The sequence below is a fragment of the Pseudomonas neuropathica genome (assembly GCF_015461835.1).
In the GTDB taxonomy this organism is placed as follows: domain Bacteria; phylum Pseudomonadota; class Gammaproteobacteria; order Pseudomonadales; family Pseudomonadaceae; genus Aquipseudomonas; species Aquipseudomonas neuropathica.
Genome location: NZ_JACOPX010000009.1, coordinates 147,647 through 171,463, shown reverse-complemented (window position 1 = coordinate 171,463; position 23,817 = coordinate 147,647). Strand labels below are relative to the sequence as shown.

22 protein-coding genes are annotated in these 23,817 nt (G+C 60.4%); 12 read left to right on the top strand and 10 right to left on the bottom strand.

Features of this window, described 5'->3' with window-relative positions; genetic code table 11:
* The first annotated feature begins 389 nt into the window (after window positions 1–389).
* Complete coding sequence (locus tag H8F23_RS15055; protein ID WP_194934890.1) at window positions 390–1,451, top strand: DUF6515 family protein; 1,062 nt, start codon at window positions 390–392, stop codon at window positions 1,449–1,451.
* On the opposite strand, the gene H8F23_RS15050 is transcribed toward H8F23_RS15055, so the two are convergent.
* Both H8F23_RS15050 and H8F23_RS15045 read right to left on the bottom strand, forming a co-directional pair.
* Window positions 1,445–2,353, bottom strand: coding sequence for a cation diffusion facilitator family transporter (locus H8F23_RS15050; RefSeq protein WP_194934889.1), 909 nt, complete (start codon window positions 2,351–2,353; stop codon window positions 1,445–1,447). The genes H8F23_RS15055 and H8F23_RS15050 overlap by 7 nt on opposite strands.
* A gap of 12 nt (window positions 2,354–2,365) precedes the next feature.
* Window positions 2,366–2,785, bottom strand: a complete 420-nt coding sequence (locus H8F23_RS15045) for a hypothetical protein (RefSeq protein WP_016986146.1) — start codon at window positions 2,783–2,785, stop codon at window positions 2,366–2,368.
* A gap of 109 nt (window positions 2,786–2,894) precedes the next feature.
* On the opposite strand from H8F23_RS15045, the gene hrpB reads away from it, so the two are divergent.
* Window positions 2,895–5,414, top strand: a complete 2,520-nt coding sequence (hrpB, locus tag H8F23_RS15040; RefSeq protein ID WP_194934888.1) for an ATP-dependent helicase HrpB — start codon at window positions 2,895–2,897, stop codon at window positions 5,412–5,414.
* On the opposite strand, the gene H8F23_RS15035 is transcribed toward hrpB, so the two are convergent.
* Together H8F23_RS15035 and H8F23_RS15030 are read right to left on the bottom strand one after the other, a co-directional pair.
* On the bottom strand, window positions 5,383–6,285 hold the full coding sequence (locus H8F23_RS15035) for an EamA family transporter (protein WP_194934887.1): 903 nt from the start codon (window positions 6,283–6,285) through the stop codon (window positions 5,383–5,385). The two genes, hrpB and H8F23_RS15035, sit on opposite strands and share 32 nt — an antisense overlap.
* A gap of 94 nt (window positions 6,286–6,379) precedes the next feature.
* A complete protein-coding gene (locus H8F23_RS15030) occupies window positions 6,380–7,642 on the bottom strand; it encodes an MFS transporter (protein ID WP_228759243.1) in 1,263 nt (420 codons plus the stop codon).
* A 149-nt stretch (window positions 7,643–7,791) separates the two neighbouring features.
* On the opposite strand from H8F23_RS15030, the gene H8F23_RS15025 reads away from it, so the two are divergent.
* Window positions 7,792–8,247, top strand: a complete 456-nt coding sequence (locus H8F23_RS15025; protein WP_194934886.1) for a winged helix-turn-helix transcriptional regulator — start codon at window positions 7,792–7,794, stop codon at window positions 8,245–8,247.
* A gap of 21 nt (window positions 8,248–8,268) precedes the next feature.
* Here the strand turns inward: H8F23_RS15025 and H8F23_RS15020 are convergent, their stop codons facing one another.
* On the bottom strand, window positions 8,269–9,183 hold the full coding sequence (locus tag H8F23_RS15020; RefSeq protein ID WP_194934885.1) for a LysR family transcriptional regulator: 915 nt from the start codon (window positions 9,181–9,183) through the stop codon (window positions 8,269–8,271).
* A gap of 221 nt (window positions 9,184–9,404) precedes the next feature.
* Between H8F23_RS15020 and H8F23_RS15015 the strand changes: the two genes are divergently transcribed.
* The 4 genes from H8F23_RS15015 (at window position 9,405) to H8F23_RS15000 (ending at window position 14,023) form a co-directional block, all read left to right on the top strand.
* Window positions 9,405–10,895 (top strand): aldehyde dehydrogenase, encoded by a 1,491-nt coding sequence (locus H8F23_RS15015; RefSeq protein WP_194934884.1) that lies wholly within the window; start codon window positions 9,405–9,407, stop codon window positions 10,893–10,895.
* Between the two features lie 503 nt (window positions 10,896–11,398).
* Entirely contained in the window at window positions 11,399–12,385 is a 987-nt protein-coding gene (locus H8F23_RS15010; RefSeq protein ID WP_194934883.1) for an ABC transporter substrate-binding protein, read from the top strand.
* A 10-nt stretch (window positions 12,386–12,395) separates the two neighbouring features.
* Window positions 12,396–13,199: an ABC transporter permease gene (locus H8F23_RS15005; RefSeq protein ID WP_194934882.1), complete on the top strand. Its 804-nt coding sequence runs from the start codon at window positions 12,396–12,398 to the stop codon at window positions 13,197–13,199.
* Window positions 13,187–14,023 (top strand): ABC transporter ATP-binding protein, encoded by an 837-nt coding sequence (locus tag H8F23_RS15000; protein WP_034153794.1) that lies wholly within the window; start codon window positions 13,187–13,189, stop codon window positions 14,021–14,023. Before H8F23_RS15005 ends, H8F23_RS15000 begins: the two co-directional genes overlap by 13 nt.
* A 148-nt stretch (window positions 14,024–14,171) precedes the next feature.
* Here the strand turns inward: H8F23_RS15000 and H8F23_RS14995 are convergent, their stop codons facing one another.
* The 3 genes from H8F23_RS14995 to H8F23_RS14985 form a co-directional block, all read right to left on the bottom strand.
* Window positions 14,172–15,092 (bottom strand): CgeB family protein, encoded by a 921-nt coding sequence (locus H8F23_RS14995; RefSeq protein WP_194934881.1) that lies wholly within the window; start codon window positions 15,090–15,092, stop codon window positions 14,172–14,174.
* Window positions 15,093–15,135: 43 nt separating this feature from the next.
* Complete coding sequence (locus tag H8F23_RS14990; RefSeq protein ID WP_194934880.1) at window positions 15,136–16,215, bottom strand: endonuclease/exonuclease/phosphatase family protein; 1,080 nt, start codon at window positions 16,213–16,215, stop codon at window positions 15,136–15,138.
* A 75-nt stretch (window positions 16,216–16,290) separates the two neighbouring features.
* Window positions 16,291–16,965, bottom strand: a complete 675-nt coding sequence (locus tag H8F23_RS14985) for a YciC family protein (RefSeq protein ID WP_194934879.1) — start codon at window positions 16,963–16,965, stop codon at window positions 16,291–16,293.
* Between the two features lie 178 nt (window positions 16,966–17,143).
* Here H8F23_RS14985 and H8F23_RS14980 point away from each other — a divergent pair, with 178 nt between their 5' ends.
* The 3 genes from H8F23_RS14980 to H8F23_RS14970 all read left to right on the top strand — a co-directional run bounded on the left by H8F23_RS14980 (window position 17,144) and on the right by H8F23_RS14970 (window position 19,144).
* Window positions 17,144–17,899 (top strand): DUF2076 domain-containing protein, encoded by a 756-nt coding sequence (locus H8F23_RS14980; protein ID WP_194934956.1) that lies wholly within the window; start codon window positions 17,144–17,146, stop codon window positions 17,897–17,899.
* A gap of 138 nt (window positions 17,900–18,037) precedes the next feature.
* Window positions 18,038–18,517 carry a LabA-like NYN domain-containing protein gene (locus H8F23_RS14975; protein WP_194934878.1) on the top strand — a complete coding sequence of 160 codons (480 nt, stop codon included), beginning with the start codon at window positions 18,038–18,040 and terminating at the stop codon, window positions 18,515–18,517.
* A gap of 21 nt (window positions 18,518–18,538) precedes the next feature.
* Window positions 18,539–19,144: a 3'-5' exonuclease gene (locus H8F23_RS14970; protein WP_034153798.1), complete on the top strand. Its 606-nt coding sequence runs from the start codon at window positions 18,539–18,541 to the stop codon at window positions 19,142–19,144.
* 131 nt (window positions 19,145–19,275) lie between these two features.
* Here the strand turns inward: H8F23_RS14970 and H8F23_RS14965 are convergent, their stop codons facing one another.
* Window positions 19,276–19,731, bottom strand: a complete 456-nt coding sequence (locus H8F23_RS14965) for an Lrp/AsnC family transcriptional regulator (RefSeq protein ID WP_064118784.1) — start codon at window positions 19,729–19,731, stop codon at window positions 19,276–19,278.
* A 163-nt stretch (window positions 19,732–19,894) separates the two neighbouring features.
* Between H8F23_RS14965 and yedA the strand changes: the two genes are divergently transcribed.
* Both yedA and H8F23_RS14955 read left to right on the top strand, forming a co-directional pair.
* A complete protein-coding gene (gene yedA, locus H8F23_RS14960; protein ID WP_194934877.1) occupies window positions 19,895–20,830 on the top strand; it encodes a drug/metabolite exporter YedA in 936 nt (311 codons plus the stop codon).
* A gap of 52 nt (window positions 20,831–20,882) precedes the next feature.
* On the top strand, window positions 20,883–22,220 hold the full coding sequence (locus tag H8F23_RS14955; protein ID WP_038361826.1) for a DEAD/DEAH box helicase: 1,338 nt from the start codon (window positions 20,883–20,885) through the stop codon (window positions 22,218–22,220).
* A 248-nt stretch (window positions 22,221–22,468) separates the two neighbouring features.
* On the opposite strand, the gene H8F23_RS14950 is transcribed toward H8F23_RS14955, so the two are convergent.
* Entirely contained in the window at window positions 22,469–23,716 is a 1,248-nt protein-coding gene (locus H8F23_RS14950) for a TIGR03862 family flavoprotein (RefSeq protein ID WP_194934876.1), read from the bottom strand.
* Window positions 23,717–23,817: the final 101 nt, after the last annotated feature.

Sequence of the window (23,817 nt, the reverse complement as noted above, 5' to 3'; positions counted from 1 at the left end):
AGTGGTGTTTATTTCAGCAATCTTCGCAATCCTCTGTCGTCGCCTCAGGCCTATTCTTATCACCAGAATCACTGCTCGGTAACACAGTCCACAGCGGCCCGCCCTATCAGGCCCGCCGCGGCCGCCACCCCACCGGGGTTGTGCCGGCCCCCGAGCTGCACACTGTCCAGAAGACGGCGTGAGGTGAGCCGACGTCAAAAGCGTCGAGCCAGGACGAAGTTCTCTAAAGGGAGGCCGACGGGTCTCCCTTTTTTCTTGCCTGCGATTTCATGCCGGACGCTCAATAAATAAGTTGCGTGACTGATAACCTGTTGCAGAACCCGGTGTGTGTATTCCCGGTCTTAGTGACAAGCCCTCTTACATTTACAGGCCCCGCAGTGAGAAAAAGCATGAATTCGCGCATCTGGCGTCTGGCCGGTGTTGGTTTGCTGTGTGTGAGTGTCAGTGCGCAAGCGCTTGCCGATGAACCGCAGAATCGCGGGCCGGAGGGCGGTGGCCATGGCCAGGACCATCAGGGCAATAATCAGGGCCATGGCGGCAACAATCAGCCGCGCCCGCAGAATAATCAGCCACAGCAGAATCAGCCGCGCCCGCAGAACAACGAGATCATTCGTGGCGACAACAGTCGCCAGTTCGAGCACAACGGCCAGCAGCACAACAACAATGGCCAGTGGCAAAACCACGACCAGAACCGTCCGGCGTATAACCCCAACCCGGTGCGCCAGCCGCCACCACCGCCACAACTGCCGGCCAATAGCCTGCCGATCCAGCCACGGCCCGACACCGTGCGTCAGACTCAGGAACCACGTCAGGGCTACTACCGCGACGAGCGTCCGCAAAACGGTTATCACAACCAGCAATGGCAGACCAACAATCGGCCCAATGACAATCGCTGGCCGGGCCGTCCGGATGGTCATGGCAATGGCTGGGGGCCTGGTCCGCAATATCGACCGGGGCATGTGATCGATCGCTTCCCGGATCGTGACTACCGCGTGCCGTATCGCGGTCAGGATTACTTCTACTCCGCAGGCTACTGGTATCGCCCGCAAGGCCCGCGCTACATCGTCGTGCAACCACCGCGAGGCATCCGCATTCAGTATTTGCCGGATTACGCCCGTGAAGTGTGGATCGGCGGTTCGCTATTGTTCCTCGCCGCCGGTGCCTACTACGCCTATCAGGAAGCGACCCAGGATTATGTGGTCGTCGAGCCGCCGGTGCAGCAACAGCCGCAGCCGCAATCCCAAGGCTATGACGTCGAAGCGTATCCGGCCAATGGTCAGTCGCCGGAGCAGGTGCAGCAGGATGGATACCAGTGCTATCAGTACGCAGTGCAGCAAAGCGGTTTCGACCCGCGCACCGCGACCTACCAGCCTGCGCCCGAAGTGGTGCAGGCGTACCGTCAGGCGCAGGGCAATTGCCTGAGCAGTCGCGGTTATCAGGTCAGTTACTGAAGCCGGGTTTGCGCCCGTTCTGACTTGACCACTTCCTGCGGGTCGGCGTGCACCAGCACTTCGGCTCGCGGGTAGGCCTTGTGAATGGCATCGGCGGCTTGGTCGCTGATGCCGTGGGCTACTGACAGGGTCAATTCCCCCGGCAATTCCAGGTGCAACTGCACGAACCAGTGGTTGCCGGAGATCCGTGTGCGCAAGTCATGCGCGCCCAACACCCCAGGCACACTGCAGGCCAGTTCGAGCATGTGCTGGCTGACATCTGTTGGCAGCTCCTCATCCATCAATACCGAAAAACTTTCCCGGGCGATCTGGATCGCACTCCACAGGATATAGGCGGCAATGCCAAGTCCGAACCACGCATCCAGTTGATGCCAGCCGAACCCGGCCAACATCAGCGCCACCAGAATACTGCCGTTGAGTAACAGGTCGGATCGGTAATGCAGTGAGTCGGCACGCACGGCGTTGGAACCGGTCTGCTTGATCACTCGATGCTGCAGCGCCAGCAAGGCCACCGTCAGCAGCAATGAGAAAATGATCACGCCAATGCTGATCCACGGAGCGCCGAGCGGTTCCGGATGCTGGATGCGCTCATAGGCCTGAAACGCGATCAATACCGCGCTGCCGCCAATGAACAGGGCCTGCGCCATCCCTGCCAGCGATTCCGCTTTGCCGTGACCATAACGGTGATCGTCATCGGCCGGGCGCAGCGCGTAATGCACCGCCAGCAGATTGAGCATCGAAGTGACGCCATCCAGCGCCGAGTCGGTAAGGCCGGCGAGCATGCTCACCGATCCGCTGAGCCACCAGGCGATGGCTTTGGCGATGATCAGCGTGCACGCCACCGCTACCGAGGCGCGGGTCGCCAGCCTGAGCAGGCGGGCGTGTTCGGGGCTGGATGTCATTGAACGTCCTTTTTAAGCGGCGGGTTGCAGGCCGAACATCGCCAGTTGTTGAGTGCTGCCCTTGTGTTGAATCAGGCGCGGATCATCCAGTGGGAAATCTCGGCCCAACTCGCTCTCGAGAATAGCCTGCAACTTGTGATTATCGACCTGGCCGTCGGGGCCGATGGCTTGCTTGAGTTTGGCCGGGTCGATCTGCGCGGTGTGGCCCGGTTCGAAGTAGATCGCGCCGGTGGCGAAGTCGACGGCAAACGCGATCAGCCCGGGGATGATGTAGAACAGCAGGCCCACGGCGTCGAGCACGGCAATCGCCGGGTCGATCTTGCCGTCGATCTGACCGCGTCGGTCCGGATAGAAAATCGAACCGCACGCGGTGATTTGCGTGAGCAGGGTGGCAACCAGTACACCGCCGATCAGGCGAAAAGGTAAGCGCATGGGAAATCTCCTGATTCATCTAAGAACGAAGCGTAGTCGTGTGAAGTTAAGACCCTGACGAACGCCTGGCAGTTCGCCGTTATACTCGGGCCTCTGTTTTGGAGCCAGCATGATTTCTTTGCCAATCGATGACGTTTTACCCGCCCTGCGTGAAGCCCTCGCGACACGCCACGAAGCCGTGCTCGAAGCACCGCCCGGCGCCGGTAAAACCACCCGTGTGCCCTTGGCCTTGCTCAATGAAGCATGGCTGGCCGGGCAAACCATTCTGATGCTTGAACCGCGCCGTCTCGCCGCGCGTGCGGCGGCGGAACGTCTGGCCAGTGAGCTGGGCGAGAAGGTCGGTGAAACCGTCGGTTATCGCATTCGCCTCGACAGCAAGGTCGGCCCCAATACGCGTATCGAAGTGGTCACCGAAGGCATTCTCACTCGCCGTTTACAGGATGATCCGGCGCTGGAAGGCGTGGGCCTGCTGATCTTCGATGAATTCCACGAACGCAGTCTTGATGCCGATCTGGCATTGGCCTTAAGTCTGAACGGTCGCGAGCTGTTTCGAGCTGAACAGCCGCTGAAGATTTTGCTGATGTCGGCCACGCTCGAAGGTGAACGTCTGGCCGGGTTGCTGGATGATGCGCCGATCCTGCGCAGCGAAGGCCGCATGTATCCGGTGACGATGCGCTGGGGGCGGCCGTTTCAGCCTGGCGAATACATCGATCAGCGCGTCACGCAAACCGTGCTTGAAGCGCTGCATGACGAAACCGGCAGTCTGTTGGTGTTTCTGCCGGGGCAGGCGGAAATCCGTCGCGTCCATCAACAATTGGCCGACGCCATTGGTGAGCGCAGCGACGTGTTGCTGTGCCCGCTGCATGGTGAACTCGATCTCAATGCCCAGCGTGCTGCAATTGATCCGGCGCCGGCCGGGCAGCGCAAAGTGGTGCTGGCGACTAACATCGCCGAAACCAGTCTGACCATCAACGGCGTGCGCGTGGTGATCGATGCCGGGTTGGCGCGGGTGCCGCGTTTCGATCCCGGCAGCGGTATGACGCGCCTCGATACTCAGCGGATTTCCAAGGCCAGCGCCACCCAACGGGCGGGCCGCGCCGGGCGATTGGAGCCGGGCGTTTGCTATCGCTTGTGGTCGCAGGATCAGCACGAACAACTGGCCGCGTACGGCAGTGCGGAAATTCTCTCGGCGGATCTTGCCAGCCTCGCGCTGCAATTGGGGCGCTGGGGTGTCACGCCGGGTGAACTGGTCTGGCTGGATGTTCCGCCAGCGGCGGCTTATGCACAGGCACAGGATTTGTTGCAACGGCTCGGTGCGCTGGAAGGGGAAACGCTGACCACTCACGGTCAGGCCATGGCTGAGTTGCCGGCGCATCCGCGCATCGGCCATTTGCTGTTGCGCGGGCAGGCGCTGGGGCTGGCGAACATGGCTTGCGATGTCGCCGCGCTGCTGGGCGAGCGCGATATCTTGCGCGGTGCCGGGGCGGATTTGCACAGTCGATTGGTCCTGCTATCCGGCGAAGAACGCGCCGCTCGCGGTGCGCAGGGTGGTGTGCAGCGCGCCCGGCAACTGGCGCGGCAATATCGCGGTTATCTGCGCGGCAAGGCGAGCGAGCCGGTCAGCGATCCCGATCATCCGCGCTGGCTCGGTGCCTTGCTGGCGCTGGCCTACCCGGATCGCGTCGCGCAACAGCGGCGTGCCGGTGGCGCCGAATATCGTCTGGCCAACGGTCGTGCGGCGCTGTTCGCCGAAGCCGACAGCCTGATGAAAGAGCCGTGGATCGTCATCGCCGACCTCGGCAGCCGTCAGGGCCAGCGCGAAGAACGGATTTATCTGGCGGCGGATTTCGATTCGGCGCTGTTCGATTCGGTGCTCGCCGAACAGGTGCGCAATGTCGATCAACTCGATTGGGATGAACGCGAAGGTGTGCTGCGCGCCGAGCGTCAGCGCAAGGTCGGCGAGCTGATTCTCAGCCGTGAGCCGTTGACCGGTCTTGATGAAAATGCGCGCAGTCAGGCGTTGGTCAATCTGGTGCGACGCAAAGGTCTGGAGCTGCTGCCGTGGACGCCGGAATTGCGTCAGTGGCAGGCTCGCGTGGCGCTGTTGCGCCAGTTGGAATTGAATAATCAGGACGACAGCCAATGGCCGGATGTCAGCGATGCAACGTTGCTCAACACCCTTGAAGACTGGCTGATGCCGTATCTGGGCAAGGTCTCGCGGCTCAGTCATTTTGCCAATCTCGACCTGTCGAGCATCGTGCGCAATCTGCTGCCGTGGCCGTTGCCGCAAAAGCTCGATGAGCTGGCGCCGCATCATTTGAGCGTGCCGTCGGGGTCGTCGATTCGTCTGGACTACAGCGAGTCTCCACCGATTCTCGCGGTGCGTTTGCAGGAGTTGTTCGGGCTCGCCGATACGCCACGGATCGCCGGCGGCCGGCAGGTGGTCAAGTTGCATCTGCTGTCGCCGGCGCGGCGCCCGGTGCAGGTGACGCAGGATCTGGCCAACTTCTGGCGCAGCACCTATGCCGAGGTGAAGAAGGATTTAAAGGGGCGGTACCCGAAGCATTACTGGCCGGATGATCCGTTGGTGGCTGAGGCTACTGCGCGGGCGAAGCCGCGCGGTACTTAGTCCGTATGGCATTGAAAATACGCTGCCCATAGAGGCCGACGGCCAGGCCCAGCACGATCAGAACCACTGCGAAAACTTTGCTCGCCGGCACGCTTTCGTGAAAGATCACTACCGAACCCAGCATGCCGAAGATCGGTACCAGCAACGACAGCGGCGCGACGGTCGACACCGGATAAGTCTTGAGCAACGAGTTCCAGATCCAGTAGGCGAATAGTGTATTGGGGTAAACCTGAAACAGGATCGACAGCACGGCGGTCCTATCAACCTGATTGACGAATGTGGAGTAGCCGGCGCTGCCGTTAACCGCATAGTCGATGGCGAACAGCGGGATGGGTGCGAATGCGCTCGACCAGACAAGGAAAGCAAAAACCTCCTGGGTGCGGGCCTTTTTGTTGATGATGTTGGCGATGCTCCACGACGCTGCACCTGACAGCACCAGCAACACGCCGGACAGACTCACCGAGCCGTCGCTGATCAGGATGATGCACAGCAAACCGCCCAGGGCGATCAGCATGCCCAACACCTGAAAACGGGTCAGCGCTTCCTTGAACACCCAACCACCCAGGAGGAGGGTGAAGAAGGCGCTGAATTGCAGAACCAGCGAAGCAATCCCCGCCGACAGTCCGGCCTTGATGCCGAGGTTGACGCTGCCCCACAGACCGATGCCGAACACCAGCCCGTAACCGATGATGTAGCGCCAAGGCACATTCGGTTTACGGATGAAGAAGATTGCCGGTAACGCACACAGACTGAAGCGAATCCCTGCGAGGATGAACGGATCTACGGTGGTCAGTCCCAGCTTGATCACCGAGAAATTGACGCCCCAGATTGCCGTAATCAGTACAGCCAATATGACGTGCAGTGGTCTCATGAATGATTTGCCTTGATAGCGGTGGGTGAACAGCGGGCCAGCAGATCTGGCGATGTCGGCTGATGGCCAACTCTTGCTGGTGACGATGGAATAGTTATCGAGAGCTCAGCGTCAGGTACATCCAGTAGAGCAGCGCAGTGCCACTGAAGGCTGCACCCAATATGCAAACGGCCACCCAGCCCCAGTGCGCATAGGTGTAAGTCGCTGCAATTGCACCAGCGCCACTGCCCACCGAGTAGAAACACATATAGGCGCCCACCAGTCGGCTTTGCGCATCGGGTCGCGCGGCAAAAATCAGGCTCTGGTTGGTCACGTGTACCGCTTGCACGGCGAAGTCCAGCAGCACCACGCCGACCACCATGGCGAGCAACGAGCTTTCAACAAATGCAGTCGGCAACCAGGACAGGGTCAACAGTGCCAGGGCAATGCCGGTGGTGCGATTGCCCAGCCCCTGATCGGCCAGTCGTCCGGCGCGTGCCGCCGCCAGTGCACCCGCCACGCCGGCCAGACCGAACAGACCGATCTGCGTGTGTGACAGGGACAAGGGCGGCGCACTGAGTGGCAACACCATGGCGGTCCATAACACGCTGAAGGCGGCGAAGATCAGCAGAGCAAACGTGCCGCGGACGCGCAGCGTGGGTTCGCTGAGATATAACTGGAACACCGAGCTGAGCAGGCGCCAGTAACTGCCTTTGGTGGGCGGCGTGGTCGAGGCCGGCATGGTGCGATACAGCACCAGCGCCATGCCGACCATCAAGGCCGCCGACACGAAGTAGACGCCGCGCCAGCCCGCGAGGTCTGCCACTGCCCCAGAAACGAAGCGCGCGAGCAGAATGCCCAGCACCACACCGCTGGTCACGGTGCCGATGGCCTGACCACGCTGATCCGGGCTGGCGAGGGTCGCGGTGTAAGCGACGACCACTTGCACCACAACCGCCATCAAACCGACCAGCACCATCGCGCCGAGCAGCATGCCCCAGTCCTGCGCCAGCCCGACCGCACACAGCGCCACGGCACTCAGCAACATCTGCGTGAGGATCAAACCTTTTCGGTTGAGCAAGTCGCCCAGCGGCACGATAAACAGCAGACCTACTGCGTAACCCGCCTGAGTCGCTGTGACGACGATACCAATCGTGCTTGGAGCGACCGACAGACTGGCGGCCATCGACTCCAGCAGCGGTTGGGCGAAGTAGACATTGGCCACGGCCATGGCGCAGGTAATGGCAAAGAGAAATGTCTGGTAACGACTTAAACCGCCACGCTCTGGTCTCTGTAAGGGAGCGCGTGCAGCGGCTCCGGCGCCCGTGTTTTCGGCATCGACGTCCATCTTCGAAGGCTTTTGAGGGTTCAGCGACATCATTCCATCCTTGGGAATAGCTAGTTTCTATTCGAAACCGATTCGTTGATTTTTAACAAGGCTGGTTTTAATCTACAACTAGTTTTTCAAAATATTTTTGTCTGACGTTAGAACTCTTTTCCAACGCACTTCCCTCAAATTGGAGAAACATGGCCAGACAGCAGCTACTCGCACAAAGCGAATGTCCTGTGGCCCGCACGCTTGAGGCTATTGGCGATCGCTGGGTCTTGATGATCATCCGGGACGCGTTTGATGATGTGCGTCGCTTCAGTGAATTCCAGAAGCGTCTGGGCCTGGCGAAGAACATCCTCACGGTGAAACTCAAGAGGCTGGTCGAGCTGGGTGTATTCGATCTCCAGCCAGCGTCCGACGGCACGGCCTACAAGGAATACGTGCTGACCGAGATGGGGCGTGCGGTGTTTCCCATCGTGATCAGCATGCGCCAGTGGGGGGAGCGTTACCTGTTCAGCAAGGGCGAGAGCTATTCAGTGCTTCTGGACAATGAGCACGCGGAGCCGGTCGAGACCATTGCTGTGCGTTCCGGCGCGGGTAAGGTGCTGAGCCCGGCGGATTGCCACCGTCGCGTCGTCAAGCGCCGCAGTTGAAGTCTGCCCGGGCTTGTGGCTTCAGTCAGCGGTTTTGGCTGTCAGGTATTCGCGGCAATAATCGGCGAACAACTGCGCCGGTTTGGTCAGCTGCCCGCGCTTGAGCCACGCCGCCACCAGGCCTGAGCCGGTGACGTCCTCGACGATGTCCACGCACACGACTTTCTTGCCGTCGTAAGTGCATTCCGAATGTGGCTTGGTCACCAGAATCGAGAAGCCGAAACCCTGGCCGACCATTCCGCGCACCATCTCGATCGACGGCGAGCTGAACTCGATGCGCGGGGTCAGCCCCAGTTCTTCGAACAGGCTGACGAAATATGTCCGGCTCGGCTGCACATCAAGCAAGATCATCGGGTCCAGACAGAGATCGCGCAGCGACACTTGCTTGTACTGGGCAAAGCGATGATCCGCCGGCAACAACGCATATGGCCGTTGCGCGGGCATCAGCGGTTCGGTCTGAATGGTCGCGTCGAGTTCATGTTCGTAAAGAATCACCAGATCGAACGCACCCGACGTCAGGCCCTGCACCAGCTCCTGTTGTTCACCGTCGCGGATGCGGATTTTCACTCCCGGATACAACGCAGAGAATCCGGCAATCAATTGCGGCAGATACAACGGAGCGACGGTTTCAAAGCAGCCGATGTCGATCTGTCCTGAAACCACATCGTTGTCGGCCAGAGCGTTCTGCTCGAACTCCTTGGCCATGCGCAATAGTTCTTGAGCCTTGCGAAAGAACCGCGCACCGCTTGGGGTCAGCGACACACCTTGGGCGTGGTGACGGATCAGCAGTTGCACGCCGAAGCTGTCCTCCAGGCCTTTGATCGCGGTGGAAATCGCCGGCTGCGCGATGTACAGCTTGCGCGAGGCCTCGGCAACGCTGCCGCATTCGACGGTGGTGATGAAGTATTTCAGCTGACGCAAATTGTAGGCGGCCACGGCAAACCTCAGGACGAGCGGACTCGACTTCCAAGCAATTTGTGCGCCGCCACGTCCGTTGCGCGACGATGTTGTTATCCCTCAACCATAGCCACCTGCGCGGGGTTTGGGGAAAGTCGTTGCCCAGTGTTTTTATTGCCTGCGAAGACATTTTTACTATTTTTAGCCCGTGCGGGCCTGAGCGACCATCGAGGCACAATAACGTCTCAGGAGCATCCGTCGTGTTCGAGCTTGCAGAGTGGCAGCGCCGCGCCGTTGCATTGAAGTTTCCCGATCAGGCCGTGATCGACGGCAAGCATTGCGCGGCGATATCGGGGCAGACTTTTGCCGCGATCAACCCGGCGACCGGGCAATGTCTGGCCAACGTCGCAGCGTGCGGCGAGGCTGATGTCGACACGGCGGTGCGCAATGCACGACAGGTTTTTGAGGCCGGTACGTGGTCGCAACGTGCTCCGGCCGAGCGCAAACAGGTGCTGCTGCGACTGGCTGATTTACTGATGAGTCATCGCGAAGAACTGGCGTTGCTCGACTCGCTGAACATGGGCAAACCGGTGATGGACGCCTACAACATCGACGTGCCGGGAGCCGCCGGGGTGTTCCGTTGGTACGCCGAAGCCGTCGACAAACTCTACGATCAGGTCGCCCCCAGTGCGCCGAATGTGTTGGCGACCATCACCCGCGAAGCGCTCGGCGTTGTCGCGGCGGTGGTGCCATGGAATTTCCCGTTGGACATGGCCGCGTGGAAGCTCGCGCCGGCGCTGGCGGCGGGCAATTCGGTGATCCTCAAACCGGCCGAGCAGTCACCGTTTTCGGCGTTGCGTCTGGCCGAGCTGGCGCTGGAAGCAGGGCTGCCGCCGGGTGTGCTGAACGTCCTGCCGGGGCTTGGTGAACAGACCGGCAAGGCGTTGGGTCTGCACGCGGATGTCGATTGCCTGGTGTTCACCGGCTCGACTCAGGTCGGCAAATATTTCATGCAGTACTCCGCACAGTCGAACCTCAAACAGGTCTGGCTGGAGTGCGGCGGCAAGAGTGCCAATCTGGTGTTCGCCGACTGTCAGGATCTCGATCTGGCGGCGGAGAAAGCTGCGTTCGGGATCTTCTTCAATCAGGGCGAGGTCTGCTCGGCCAACTCGCGGTTGCTGGTGGAACGTTCGATTCATGATGCGTTTGTCGAACGCTTGAAAGCACAGGCCGAGCGTTGGTTGCCGGGGGATCCGCTGGATCCGCAGAGCAGCGCCGGGGCGATTGTCGATGACAAGCAGACGGCGGGCATCATGCGCTTCATTCGTAATGCCGAGCAGTCGGGAGCGACCCGGGTTTGTGGTGGGCAGCAGCGGCGTTTCAACGGGTCGGATAATTTTATTGAACCGACGATTTTTACCGGTGTGACAGCTGACATGCCGCTGTTTCGCGAAGAGGTATTTGGGCCCGTGCTGGCGGTCGTGCCATTCGACAGTGAAGAGGAAGCGGTGCGGTTGGCAAACGACAGTGTCTACGGGCTGGCGGCGTCGCTGTGGACCGATGACCTTAACCGCGCCCATCGAGTGGCGCGGCAGTTGCGCGCTGGCACGGTGTCGGTCAATACGGTGGATGCGCTGGATGTGACGGTACCGTTTGGCGGCGGCAAGCAATCGGGATTTGGCCGCGACCTGTCGCTGCATTCATTCGACAAATACACCCAGCTGAAAACTACCTGGTTCCAGTTGCGCTGAAACCGGGTCGCCCCCTTCGCGAGCAGGTTCGCTCCGACACTGGATCTATGTCACACCGAAGATCCCCTGTAGGAGTGAGCCTGCTCGCGATTGCGGTGGGTCAGGCAGCCAAGCAATCGACTGACCTTACGCCATCGCGAGCAGGCTCACTCCTACAGGTTTCAGCAGTGTTCACAAAATCCGGGGTTCGCTCGAGATCCCTGTGGGAGCGGGCTTGCCAGCGATGACATTCTCCCATTCGCCGAAAATCCCCGATCTGCACCCATCTCGCGCACCCCCGCAATCCCCGCCCTTCAGCAGTGCGCACTAGCCAGTTTTTTCATCATTTGCAGCCAACAATTTCCTGATTTTCCTCACCGCGCACATGGGCCACCATCGATCTTGCCCGCCAGCCGAATGTTGTCCGCCCAAGCGTCCGCGAGAGACCAACGGCAGCAACTGCACAACGGCCGGCGACCGTACTGCCCATGACAAAACTAAATCAACAGCGTCGGGAGTGCTCCATGATCAAGTCCTTGTGTTCACGTCTTACTCATCCTCTGGCAATCACCGCCCTGGCTGCCACGGTCGCCACCAGCGTCCAGGCCGGCACCCTGTCCATCGGCCACACCACGTGGGTCGGCTATGGCACCCTCTATCTGGCTCAGGATCTGGGCTACTTCAAGGAAAACGGCCTGACCGTCGAATTGCCGGTGGTCGAAGAAGCCTCGATGTACATGGCCGCTCAAGCATCGGGGCAATTGTCCGGCTCGGCCTCGACCATCGATGAAGTGCTCAAGTACCGTCCGCAGTTCTGCTTCAAAGCGGTCGCGGCGCTGGACGATAGCCATGGCGGCGACGGCGTGCTGGTCGGCAAGGATGTGAAGAGCTTGCAGGAGCTCAAGGGCAAATCCGTGGCGGTCAACGAGGGTTCGACTTCACAGTTCTGGCTCTCGTACCTGCTGAAAAAGAACGGCATGAAGATGAGCGACATCACCGTGCAGAACATGACCGCTGACGATGCCGCCACCGCGTTCATCGCCGGTCGCGTGCCCGCCGCCGTGACCTGGGAACCGCACCTGTCGATGGTCCGCGACAAGCAGCAAGGCAAAGTGCTGATCGACAGCAGCAGCACCCCCGGCGTGATCGTCGATGTGGTCGCGCTCAATTGCACGGTTATCGAGAAGCAACCGGAAGACGTCAAGGCGCTGGTCGCCGGTTTGTACAAAGCCGTGCAGTACACCAAGGATCATCCGGAAGACGCTTACAAAATCATGGCCAAAGGCGTCGGCGGTTACCTGTCCGATCCGAAGGAGCTGGCTGCCGCCGCACAAGGCGTGCGTTTCTATGATCAGGCCATGAGCGAGAAACTCTTGGGCTCGCCGGGCAAACCGGGCGACAGCGCGCCGCTGATCAAACTGGCCAACGAAACCGCCAGCGAATTGCAGGGCAAGCCGTACAACGTCAGCAACGACGAGCTGGTCGACAACCGTTTCGTCAGCCCGCTCTAGGAGGTCTGCAATGTTCAAGCGCAATTCGTGGCTGAGCCGCAGCCTCACGCCGAAAACCGCTTTGCCGGTGCAAGTGGTGTGGAGCGCCAGCGGTCTGGCCTGGGTATTGTTGGTCGGCCTGTGGGCCGGGCTTTCTTATGGCGGCATCGTGCCGGGGATGTTTCTGCCGACACCAGGCGCAGTGGTTGAAGCTGCCGTGCGCCTGAGCCGCGACGGCACCCTTGGCACGCATGTGTGGGCCAGTGTCGAAGTGGTGATGGTCGGCTTTATTGTGTCGTCGCTGGTGGCGGTGCCGTTGGGGTTGCTGATGGGCAGCTTCCGCATCGTTCAGGCGTTCCTTGAACCGCTGGTGAATTTCATTCGTTATCTGCCGGTGACCTCGTTTGTGCCGCTGTTCATCCTGTGGATCGGTATCGGTCTGGAGCAGCGCGTGTCAGTGATTATTTTCGGCGTGTTCTTCCAGCAATTGGTGATGATCGCCGACGTGTCGAAAGGTATTTCCAAGGATCTGATCAACGCCTCTTACACCTTGGGCTCCAACCGCCGCGACGCGGTATTGCATGTAATCGCGCCGGCCTCGGTGCCCGGTGTGCTCGACACGTTGCGGGTGACCATGGGCTGGGCCTGGACCTATCTGGTGGTGGCCGAACTGGTCGCCGCGTCCAGCGGTTTGGGTTACCTGAGCCTGAAGGCCATGCGTGGTTTTCAGGTCGACGTGATTTTCCTCGCCATCGCGATCATCGGCCTGTTGGGCCTGGTCACCGATCAACTGTTCCGCTTTCTTCGCTTGAGGGTTGCCGCATGGGCTCAGTGACTGCTGCCAATCATCGATTCATCGAACCTGTTGCGACCCCGGCGCAAGCGGCTCCACGCTTGCAGGTGGACAAGGTCAGCCTGCGTTACAAGAAGCCTGACGGTGGCACGTTTACCGCGCTGGAAGAGGTGTCGTTCGAGGTGCCGGATCAGCAGTTTGCCGTGCTGGTCGGGCCGTCGGGTTGCGGCAAGTCGAGTCTGTTGTATCTGACAGCGGGACTGGCTGAACCGACCTCCGGCGAGATTTATGTCGGCGGCCAGCAAGTGCAAGGGCCTGGCGCGGATCGCGGCATGGTCTTTCAGAGTTACACGTTGTTTCCGTGGCTGACGGTGCGGCAGAACGTCGAGTTCGGTCTCAAGCGCCGTGGCATGCCGGCGGCGCGGCGCAAGGAAATCGTCGATTATTACGTCAACGAAGTCGGCCTCGCCGGGTTCGCCGACAACTACGCCAAGCAGCTGTCGGGCGGGATGATGCAGCGCGTGGCAATTGCCCGGGCACTGGCCAATGATCCACAGATTCTGCTGATGGACGAACCGTTCGGCGCGCTCGACAGCCAGACACGGCTGCAGATGCAACAGTTGTTGCTGCGGGTCTGGGGCAACAGCAAGAAGACTGTGTTGTTCGTCACCCATGACATCGACGAAGCGATTCTGCTCGGCGACCGGGTTTATGTGATGGGCGCCAAACCCGGGCGGATCAAACAGATTCTCGATGTACCGATCGAACGCCCGCGCTCACTGGACATGGTCATGGAGCGCTCGTTCATCGACATGAAACGGCAGATCTTCGGGCTGCTGCATGACGACCTGGAAGAAGTGCACTGATCCAACTGTCGCAACACCTAGCCATTGTGGGAGCGAGCCTGCTCGCGAAGACGTAGTGTCAGTCGATAAAAAAGGTGCCTGACACACCGCTTTCGCGAGCAGGCTCGCTCCCGCAGGGTCCTGTGGTGCAGGGGATGGCGAGGTCAGCTCACGGCCGGGCAAACACGGTTTTGACCCACCCCTGCAAGGTGTACTTCTGGTAGATGTGCTCAGGCACATCGACATACGGATCAGTGATGAACCGTTCCGGAATCACCGGGTTGGCCTCATCGATCACCAGAATGTTCGCCGGGTTGTAAAAGTCATAGTCGACCACGCTCTTGTTGGTGGTGATGACTTTTTTCCGTGAGGCCATGGCTTCGAAGAAACGGAAGCTCAAACCGGCCTGACCGGGCTTGGAAATATCCAGAATGATTCGCGAGCGCTTTACCAGTTCGCCGACGGATTCCAGCGACATTCTCTGCTCGAAGAACGTGATACCCGGATGCGCGTTCGGGATCGGTTTGCACTGAACCAGAAATTTGTAATCGGTCACCCCGAGACGATCGAATGCCTGCGCGAGGCCTTCAAGTGCCGGCACCCGATCCTTGCCCGCCATCACCACAAACGCCGAGTACTCACCGGGCTCGTCGTCGGCGCTGTAGTCGTCGTAGATGAAGTTGTAGAGTTTTTTCAGACCGTAGCTTTCGGCATTCTCCGGATCAAAGGAAAACACCTCGTCATAACCGGCAAGGGCTTCGCGAGTCATCGGCCAACGACTGAAGCTGTCGTAGAGGTAGGCGATCTTGTGGTCGGAGACCTTGAGTGCGGCGGCCAACTGGTTTGCATCGATCTGGGCCGGGTTGATGATGAGTGCCACATCGAAACGTCCATGCGCAGCGATGGCTTTGTTGAACTGGCGTAACTGCGCCCAGCGTTTAAGCGGGCGGCGCAGGATCTTCGGCGCTTGATCAAAGCTGTTCTGCATCGATGACGTATCGATAAAACACACGTCGTTGTCGATCATCAGATAGTCCGCCAGTTTGCGCGCGTAACCCCCAATGTCCTTGCACACCAATAATATTTTCATGGGATTCCATATCGTCAATTCGGGCAGTGTTCCTGGGCCCTGCCTAGGGCGCCGCCGGCAGCAGGAAGCGTGCAATCACCGGCAAGTGATCGGAGATGCGCAAGGTATCGTCCTGGCGCACCATTGCTTCGACCCGCTTGATCTTCGGGCTGTAAAACAGGTAGTCGACTGTACGATCCGGGCCATTCAGGCCGGGATCATTGGGGTAGTGGGTCAGCCAGTGCACACGGTCTATGCCGCTGGCTTCGTTGTTGGTCGGGATCATCGGGTACTTGTCCCACAGCAGATGCAGTTCGCTGTCGGCGGAGTAGGGCGTGCGCTGTTCGGCGGGGAGACGACGATACTGGCCGAGCGGCAACAGGTTGAAGTCGCCGCCGATCAACCACGGCAGGCCCTGACTCTCGTATTTGTCGAGCACCTTGGCGACTGCGGTTACCTGCGCGAGCGAAGTGTCGTCCGGATGGCTGGCACGCGCCAGATGCGTGTTGAACACGGTCAGTTGCCCACCATCACTCAGCGGCAGTTTGGTCGCAAGCAGGGCGTCTTTCGGCTGGAACTGACGGCTGATGAAATTGGCGGAGGGCACCGGCAATTGCAAGCGTTCGGCGTGCTCGATGCGGTAGCGACTCAGGGTCGCCAGTTGCCGGCCGACGCTGCCGTAAATGTGCGGATCGGGGACGAATTCGGCTTTCCAGTCGAACGCACTGGCGCTGCATGGATAGAGGTCGGCCACGCGTTCCTGCAACAGCTTGAGCTGGTTCTGATAGTCGCTGGCCTTGGCCCCGTCATCGAGCTCCTGCAGCAATACCACATCGGGCTGCTCGTCACGGATCACGCGTGCCACTTCGTCGAGGCTGAAGGCCATGTCTTCCAGCGTCGGCGTTTCATCGTCGCCCTGAGCCAGGTCATTCCAGAACACATAGCGCTTGCCCGCGAGAAACTGCACGTTCCAGGTCATGACTTTCAGCGCCTGGCCCGGCACCAGCGTCGGTGGTGTCCCCGTGCAACTGACCGGCAGGGTTTCGCGGGCGTCCGGGCGCCAGGTCAGGCTGAACATCAACCCGCCGATCACGACGATGGCGAGCACGACAAGCAACAGGGTGTAGCGCAGTAGACGGGTCATGGCTCGGCTTATAGCGTTACAAAAAGTGGCCCCGAGCATACCTGACGGTCGTCTCGAAGCCCAAGCGCAGTGCGCTCAGATGGCTCTGTCGCGTTTGTCAGGCAATTCGCTGATCAGCATGAACAGGCGGAACAGCACCACGCTGGTGAACAGTTGCAGGAAGCTGTGAGCACTGTCGATCAATATCGCGATCACAGGATTCTGCGGCTCGGGGTACACCGCCAGTGTCGCGCCTTTGAGCAACCACAGCGGCGTCATCACGCAGAGAATGCACAGCAGGATCCGCCAGAAATGCCCGCGGGTCAGGCGCAGGCTTTCCTTCATCGCCTGCAACGGACCCATACCACGCAGCACCAGCAGGTATTCGCCGAACGCGAGCATGACCATCAGCATCAGGCCCGGCAGGAAATACAGCGACAGGCCCAACAGAATCAGCAAGGTATTGAGCGCCGTGAGCAACGCGAAGCGCGGCCACAGAGTGGCGGCCATCGCCAGCAGGTCACGGTTGCGCGGCGCCTCGCCACGGCTGCGCGCATCGAGGAACAGGATCAGCGCTGCGGTGTACAGCGGATACACCAGCAGACCGACGACGATACTGATGGCCGAGATATTTTCCGGCCCGCTGGCGCGATCGACCACTTGTTGTAAAAACGCTTCGAAAATCACCAGCGGCAGGCACAACCGTACGATGCTGCCCAAATGGCGTTTGAAAAAATACAGAGAGTCGCGCAGCACTTCGAGGGCATTCATCAGTCGGTATCGCAGGTCGAAAACAGTGGCTCACTTTAACCGATGATGGCTGGCGCGACACAAACGTAAACATTCGGTAAAGGTCATTGAAACGTTTTGTCGCCGTCTCCATTACAGGAGAGCACCTCGGCCAACGTGGACGAGGGCAATGTTATCCCCGGCAATCTACGAGGTCGCCATGAACAGCGAAGAGCAAACCCTGATCGATGGACTGTTTTCCCGGCTGCAACAGGCCGAAACGGAGGCAGCCCCGCGCGACGCCCAGGCCGAGGCGCGGATCAAGGAACACCTGACCCGCCAACCGGCGGCAGGTTATTTCATGACCCAGGCGATTCTGGTGCAAGAGGCAGCGCTCAAGAGCCTTGACGAGCAGAACAAGCAACTGACTCAGCAAGTCCAGCAGTTGCAGGCCGAGTTGCAAGCGGCCAAGGCGCAGAGTGCCGCCCCGGCGCCGAGCGGCGGCGGTGGTTTCCTGTCGAGCATTTTTGGTGGCAGCCCGCGTCCAGCGCCGACCCAGAGCGCCCCAGCCTCGACTGGCGGCTGGCGCGAACCGGCACCGCAACAGAATTACGCGGCCCCCGCGCCACAACAGAACTTCGGCGCAGCGCCGCCTAACTATGCGCAGCAAGCCGCTCCGGCAGCCGGCAGCAGCTTCCTTGGCGGCGCCTTGAAAACCGCTGCCGGTGTCGCGGGTGGTGTGATGCTGGCGCAGGGCATCAGCAGCCTGTTCCATCACAACCAGCAGCCTGAAGAAATCGTTGAAGTGATCAAGGAAGAGCCGGCGCAGGTCGCCGACCAGAGCAACAACGGTTGGGGCGATGACCAGCGTGTGGCCGATAACGGCTTCTCTGGCAATGACCAGGGCGGCTTCACCGACACCGACTACGGCAACGACAACTCATCGTTCTTCGATGACGACGATTCCTTCGTCTGACTCACCATTCGTCCGGAGCCCCTGAGGGCTCCGGGCCGATTATTCGCGGAACCCTCCTGATGGCTGGCATACTGAGCGCCTTTTTCGGGCCTGGCGCCTGATCCCGCTTCGTGCGCTTGCGCGCCCACAGGAACTCCGGTGAAAAAAATCGCAGTGTTCGCCGACGTGCAGAACCTCTACTACACCGTGCGTCAGGCTTATGGTTGTCACTTCAACTACGCCGCATTGTGGGCCGACATCAGCAAGGACGGGCAGATCGTCGAGGCCTACGCCTACGCGATCGACCGTGGCGACAGCAAGCAGCAGCAGTTCCAGCAGATCCTGCGCAACCTCGGTTTCACTGTGAAGCTCAAGCCCTACATCCAGCGCAGCGACGGCTCGGCCAAGGGCGACTGGGACGTGGGCATCACCCTCGACATCATGGACGCCGCCGACCACGTCGACGAAATCGTCCTGGCTTCCGGTGACGGCGATTTCGACATGCTGCTCGAACGCATCATCAGCAAGCACGGCGTTCAAGCCGTCGCCTACGGCGTGCCGGGCCTGACGGCCAACTCGCTGATCCGCGCCGCCAGCCGTTACGTGCCGATCGAAGGCCCGCTGCTTCTAAAGAATTGATTTGACGGAGTACCACCCGGTTTGGAACGCATTGCAGTCATCGACTTTGAAACCACCGGCCTGTCGCCGAACAGCAGCTGTCGCGCCACGGAAATCGCCGTGGTCATGCTGGAAAACGGTCGCATCGTCGAGCGTTACCAGAGCCTGATGAACGCCGGCGTCCGCGTCCCCGCGTTCATCGAGCAACTGACCGGCATCAGCAACGCCATGCTGCGCACCGCGCCGTCGGCCGAGCAGGTGATGAACGAAGTCAACGAGTTTGTCGGCTGCACGCCGTTGGTGGCGCACAACGCCTCGTTCGACCAGAAGTTCTGGGACTTTGAACTGGGGCGGATCAAGCGCACGCGATTGCAGAACTTTGCCTGTTCGCTGCTGCTGGCACGGCGGCTGATGCCGGCGGCGCCGAATCACAAGCTCGGTACGCTGACCACGTTTGCGCGCCTGCCTCACACCGGCCAGGCTCACCGGGCGATGGCTGATGCCGAGATGGCGGCCAACCTGATGGCGCATCTGGCGGATGAGTTGCGGCACAAGCACGGCGTCAGCGAGCTATCGCACGACCTGCTGTGCAAGTTGCAGAAAGTCCCGGCCGCGAAAGTCAGCGAGCACCTGCAGCGCTATCGCTGATCCCAAGCCCAACACAGAACCCCTGTAGGAGTGAGCCTGCTCGCGATGACGGTGTGTCAGTCAACATTTGTTTCGACTGACGCGCCGCTATCGCGAGCAGGCTCACTCCTACAGGGGGGGAACTATTGTCATCAGGATTTGCCGTTGCCTTCGATCTGGCCTAACGGCACACGCTTTTCGATGGCACTCGACAACACAATCGAGGTCTTGCTGAAGCCGAACTTCGCCACCCGATTGATCAACTCCTCAAGCTCCGTCATCGATCCCACCGCGGCCTTCATCATCACGCACGGATCGCCTGTCACTCGGAAGCATTCGGTCAGTTGCGGGATTTTCACCAGCTCGTCGTACACCTTCTGACTGCCGTTCTGGTGCAGGCGCAATTCGATCATGCACTGGATCGGCAGACCGATTTTCGACAGGTCGATTTTTGCCTCATACCCGGTAATTACCCCGGCAGCTTCAAGCTTGGCCACGCGCTCGGCGACGGCCGGGGCGGAGAGGTTCACTTTGCGCGCCAGGTCGGCGTAGGACGCACGGCCGTTTTCCAGCAGGGCACTGAGCAGCATGCGGTCGTATTTGTCCAAGGCCGTACTCCTGAAAATGCCAGACTTTCGAAATCGCGGTTTATCCCGTCAATCTCCGTGTTTTCCAAAGTGTACCGGCGCTATAAACAGGTTTTGTAGCTTATTTTTGCTCGTGCGCCTTTCTAGAATAATCCATCCCCTGAGCCTGACTTTCGAGCTGCCCATGCCTGCCTTGCGCCGTTTTTCCTTGCCGCTGATCGCCGCGTTTTTTGCGTTGTATGTGATTTGGGGATCGACCTATCTGGTGATCCGCATTGGCGTCGAATACTGGCCGCCGCTGATGCTCGGCGGGGTGCGCTTCGTGATCGCCGGCAGCCTGATGTACGCCTTCCTGCGCTGGCGCGGGGCACCGGCGCCGACTTGGGCGCAATGGAAAGCGGCGGGGATCATCGGGATTTTGCTGCTCAGTTTCGGTAATGGCGCGGTTAGCGTGGCCGAGCATACCGGCGTAGCTTCGGGCGTTGCGGCATTGGCGGTGGCGACGGTGCCGTTGTTTACGTTGCTCTGTGGCTATTTCTGGGGAGCGCGCAATACCCGCTTGGAGTGGGCCGGGGTGGCGTTGGGGATTATCGGCATCGCCATGCTCAACATGGGCTCCAATCTGCAATCGAGTCCGATGGGCGCGGCGTTGCTGATTTTTGCGGCGGCGACCTGGGCGTTCGGTTCGGTGTGGAGCAAACATCTGCCGTTGCCACAGGGCGCGATGGCCAGTGCGGTGGAAATGCTGGTGGGCGGTGTGGTGCTGCTGATTGGCAGCGCTGCCAGTGGTGAACACTTGCAAGCTGTCCCGCCGATTGAGGGCTGGCTGGCGCTGGCCTATCTGATCTTCTTCGGCTCGATCATCGCTTTCAACTCTTATATGTACCTGCTCAAGCACGTACGTCCGGCCGCGGCGACCAGTTATGCCTACGTCAATCCGGCGGTCGCGGTGTTGCTGGGGATTGTGTTTGTCGGCGAGACCATCGGCATCGAAGAAGCGTTGGCGATGCTGGTGATCATCAGCGCGGTGGTGTTGATTGGCTTGCCGCAGTGGCGTCGGCCGGCACAGCCGCCAGTCGTGGCGCCGACAGCCGTTCCCACAGAAACGCGTACGAATTAGGGTAAACTGCGCGGCATTGCATGCCTGCGTTATTTTTTCCTACGGTACTCCCATGACTTTCGCCACCCTTGGCCTGATCGAACCCTTGCTGCGCTCTCTCGAGACGCTCGGCTACCAGACCCCGACGCCGGTTCAGGCGCAAGCCATTCCGGCCGTGCTGGCCGGTCGTGACTTGATGGCTGCCGCTCAGACCGGCACTGGCAAAACCGCCGGTTTCGCCTTGCCACTGTTGCAGTTGCTGGCCATGGAAGGGCCGAAAGTCGCTGCCAACTCGGCGCGTGCGCTGATTCTGGTGCCGACCCGCGAACTGGCCGAGCAGGTTCATGAGTCTGTGCGCCAGTACGCCGAAAACCTGCCGCTGCGCACGTACGCGGTGTACGGCGGCGTTAGCATCAACCCGCAAATGATGAAGCTGCGCGGCGGCGTCGATGTGCTGGTCGCCACGCCTGGTCGCCTGATCGACCTGTTCCGCCAGAACGCGCTGAAACTCGATCAGTTGCAGACTCTGGTGCTGGATGAAGCCGATCGTATGCTCGACCTGGGCTTCTCCGAAGAACTGGCGAACATTTACCGCATGCTGCCGAAAAAGCGCCAGACACTGCTGTTTTCCGCAACCTTCTCCGATGACATCCGCCTGCTGGCCGGGCAGATGCTCAACGATCCGCTGAGCATTGAAGTCAGCCCGCGCAACGTCGCCGCCAATACGGTCAAGCAGTGGATCGTCACGGTGGACAAGAAGCGCAAGGCCGAGCTGTTCGTGCACCTGATGCGCAAGAACAAGTGGAAGCAGGTACTGGTGTTTGCCAAGACCCGCAACGGCGTTGATGCTCTGGTGGAAAAACTGCAGGGCCTCGGTGTCAATGCCGACGGCATCCATGGTGATAAACCGCAGGCGACCCGTCAGCGTGCACTGGATCGTTTCAAACTCAGCGAAGTGCAGATTCTGGTGGCCACCGACGTGGCTGCCCGTGGTCTGGATATCGAAGATCTGCCGCTGGTGATCAACTTCGATCTGCCGATCGTGGCTGAGGATTACATCCACCGCATCGGTCGTACCGGCCGTGCGGGTGCGACGGGCGAGGCTATTTCGCTGGTATGCGCGGATGAAGTGAACATGTTGTCGGCGATTGAAATGCTGACGCGCCAGACCTTGAAGCGTCAGAACGAGCCGGATTTCGAGCCTGAACACCGCGTGCCGGATACCGATGCCAGCGGTCAGGTGATCAAGAAGCCGAAGAAACCGAAGAAGCCGAAAGCCTCTGGCGGTGGCGGCAAGCGCAATCTGGGCAAGTGGGTCGACAGCGGCGAGACGCAGGCGCCGGAGCCTTCGATCAAGCCTGTGCGTAAAGTGCCGGTGTTCAATACCGGGCCTCGCAAGCGCAAGCCGTAAGATCAAAAACCCCTCACCCTAACCCTCTCCCGGAGGGAGAGGGGACTGATTGGGGGGATGCTTGCGAAGTACGCCGACCTGATCCTATGGCTGTGAATCCATAATCGGCTCAGTCTTTCAGGTCGATGTATGGCAGCAGATACCTCGGTCGGCTGGCCGAGGCCATAATCGACTCGTTGTTTCAGGTCGATGGATGACGTCAGACACCTCGGTCGGCCCCCTCTCCCTGAGAGGGCTGGGGTGAGGGTTCAGGCAGACGCCTCGGACTTGAGCCACTGCACAATCCCCAACCCCGCCGCCCGGCCGCTAGCAAAACACCCCGTCAGCAAATACCCGCCCGTCGGCGCTTCCCAATCGAGCATCTCGCCTGCGCAGAACACTCCCGGCAACGCCTTGAGCATCAAGCGCTCATCCATCGCCTCAAACGTCACGCCACCAGCGCTGCTGATCGCTTCGTCCAGCGGACGAGTTTTCACCAACGTCAGCGGCAAGGCCTTGATCGCCCGCGCCAACAGCGCCGGATCGGCGAAGGTCGCCGCATCAGTCAGTTCCCGCAACAACGCCGCTTTCACCCCATCAATCCCGATCTGACTGTGCAGATGCTTGGCCATCGAGCGCGAACCGCGTGGCTTGCTCAACGCTGCCTGCACTTTATCCACAGGTCGGCCGGGCAGCAGATCGATGTGAATAACCGCCGCGCCTTGCTGATTGATCGCCTCACGAATCGGCGCCGACAGCGCATAAATCAGGCTGCCCTCGATCCCTGTAGCGGTGATTACACATTCGCCCAAGCGCGGAATATCGTCATTCAAACCGATGGCGATATTTTTCAGCGGTGCGCCAGCGAATTTGCTCACCATCAATTCGCTCCAGGCCTGCACTTCGAAGCCGCAATTGCTCGGCTGCAATGGCGTCAGTCCTACACCGCGTTGCTCCAGCGGCAACATCCACGCACCGTCGGAACCGAGGCGCGCCCAGCTGCCGCCGCCGAGGGCGAGCAGGGTGGCGTCGGGTTTTACGGTGATTTCACCTTCCGGGCTGTCGATGCTCAGCGCGCCGTGTTCATCCCAACCGAGCCAGCGATGGCGGGTGTGGATAACCACGCCACTGTCGCGCAGGCGCTTGAGCCAGGCGCGCAACAGTGGCGCGGCTTTCATGTCCGTAGGAAAAACCCGGCCGGAGCTGCCGACAAAAGTTTCGATGCCTAGGTCGTGAATCCATTTACACAACGCATCGGCGTCGAAGCCGCGTAACAACGGAGCGATCTGCGGGGCACGCTCGGCGTAGCGTGAAAGGAACGCCGGGTAGGCTTCGGAATGGGTGATGTTCATGCCGCCGACGCCAGCGAGCAGGAACTTGCGGCCGACCGAGGGCATGCCGTCGTAGAGATCGACGCGGATTCCGGCCTGGCTCAGCACTTCGGCGGCCATCAGGCCGGCGGGGCCACCGCCAATGATGGCGACGTGAGCGGGGGAGGAGGCGGAATTCTGGGTCATGGCGTGCGCTGCGGTATGGCGGGATAAGCCGCGCATTCTAACAGCGCAGATCTCTTGTAGGAGTGAGCCTGCTCGCGATAGCGGTGTGCCAGCCAAATTAA

What these genes read in the sequence shown, in the direction of transcription:
- H8F23_RS15055 (WP_194934890.1), top strand. Translation starts at nt 390, where the DNA reads ATGAATTCGCGCATCTGGCGTCTGGCCGGTGTTGGTTTGCTGTGTGTG.
- H8F23_RS15050 (WP_194934889.1), bottom strand. Translation starts at nt 2,353, where the DNA reads ATGACATCCAGCCCCGAACACGCCCGCCTGCTCAGGCTGGCGACCCGC.
- H8F23_RS15045 (WP_016986146.1), bottom strand. Translation starts at nt 2,785, where the DNA reads ATGCGCTTACCTTTTCGCCTGATCGGCGGTGTACTGGTTGCCACCCTG.
- hrpB (WP_194934888.1), top strand. Translation starts at nt 2,895, where the DNA reads ATGATTTCTTTGCCAATCGATGACGTTTTACCCGCCCTGCGTGAAGCC.
- H8F23_RS15035 (WP_194934887.1), bottom strand. Translation starts at nt 6,285, where the DNA reads ATGAGACCACTGCACGTCATATTGGCTGTACTGATTACGGCAATCTGG.
- H8F23_RS15030 (WP_228759243.1), bottom strand. Translation starts at nt 7,642, where the DNA reads ATGTCGCTGAACCCTCAAAAGCCTTCGAAGATGGACGTCGATGCCGAA.
- H8F23_RS15025 (WP_194934886.1), top strand. Translation starts at nt 7,792, where the DNA reads ATGGCCAGACAGCAGCTACTCGCACAAAGCGAATGTCCTGTGGCCCGC.
- H8F23_RS15010 (WP_194934883.1), top strand. Translation starts at nt 11,399, where the DNA reads ATGATCAAGTCCTTGTGTTCACGTCTTACTCATCCTCTGGCAATCACC.
- H8F23_RS15005 (WP_194934882.1), top strand. Translation starts at nt 12,396, where the DNA reads ATGTTCAAGCGCAATTCGTGGCTGAGCCGCAGCCTCACGCCGAAAACC.
- H8F23_RS15000 (WP_034153794.1), top strand. Translation starts at nt 13,187, where the DNA reads ATGGGCTCAGTGACTGCTGCCAATCATCGATTCATCGAACCTGTTGCG.
- H8F23_RS14995 (WP_194934881.1), bottom strand. Translation starts at nt 15,092, where the DNA reads ATGAAAATATTATTGGTGTGCAAGGACATTGGGGGTTACGCGCGCAAA.
- H8F23_RS14990 (WP_194934880.1), bottom strand. Translation starts at nt 16,215, where the DNA reads ATGACCCGTCTACTGCGCTACACCCTGTTGCTTGTCGTGCTCGCCATC.
- H8F23_RS14985 (WP_194934879.1), bottom strand. Translation starts at nt 16,965, where the DNA reads ATGAATGCCCTCGAAGTGCTGCGCGACTCTCTGTATTTTTTCAAACGC.
- H8F23_RS14980 (WP_194934956.1), top strand. Translation starts at nt 17,144, where the DNA reads ATGAACAGCGAAGAGCAAACCCTGATCGATGGACTGTTTTCCCGGCTG.
- yedA (WP_194934877.1), top strand. Translation starts at nt 19,895, where the DNA reads ATGCCTGCCTTGCGCCGTTTTTCCTTGCCGCTGATCGCCGCGTTTTTT.
- H8F23_RS14955 (WP_038361826.1), top strand. Translation starts at nt 20,883, where the DNA reads ATGACTTTCGCCACCCTTGGCCTGATCGAACCCTTGCTGCGCTCTCTC.
- H8F23_RS14950 (WP_194934876.1), bottom strand. Translation starts at nt 23,716, where the DNA reads ATGACCCAGAATTCCGCCTCCTCCCCCGCTCACGTCGCCATCATTGGC.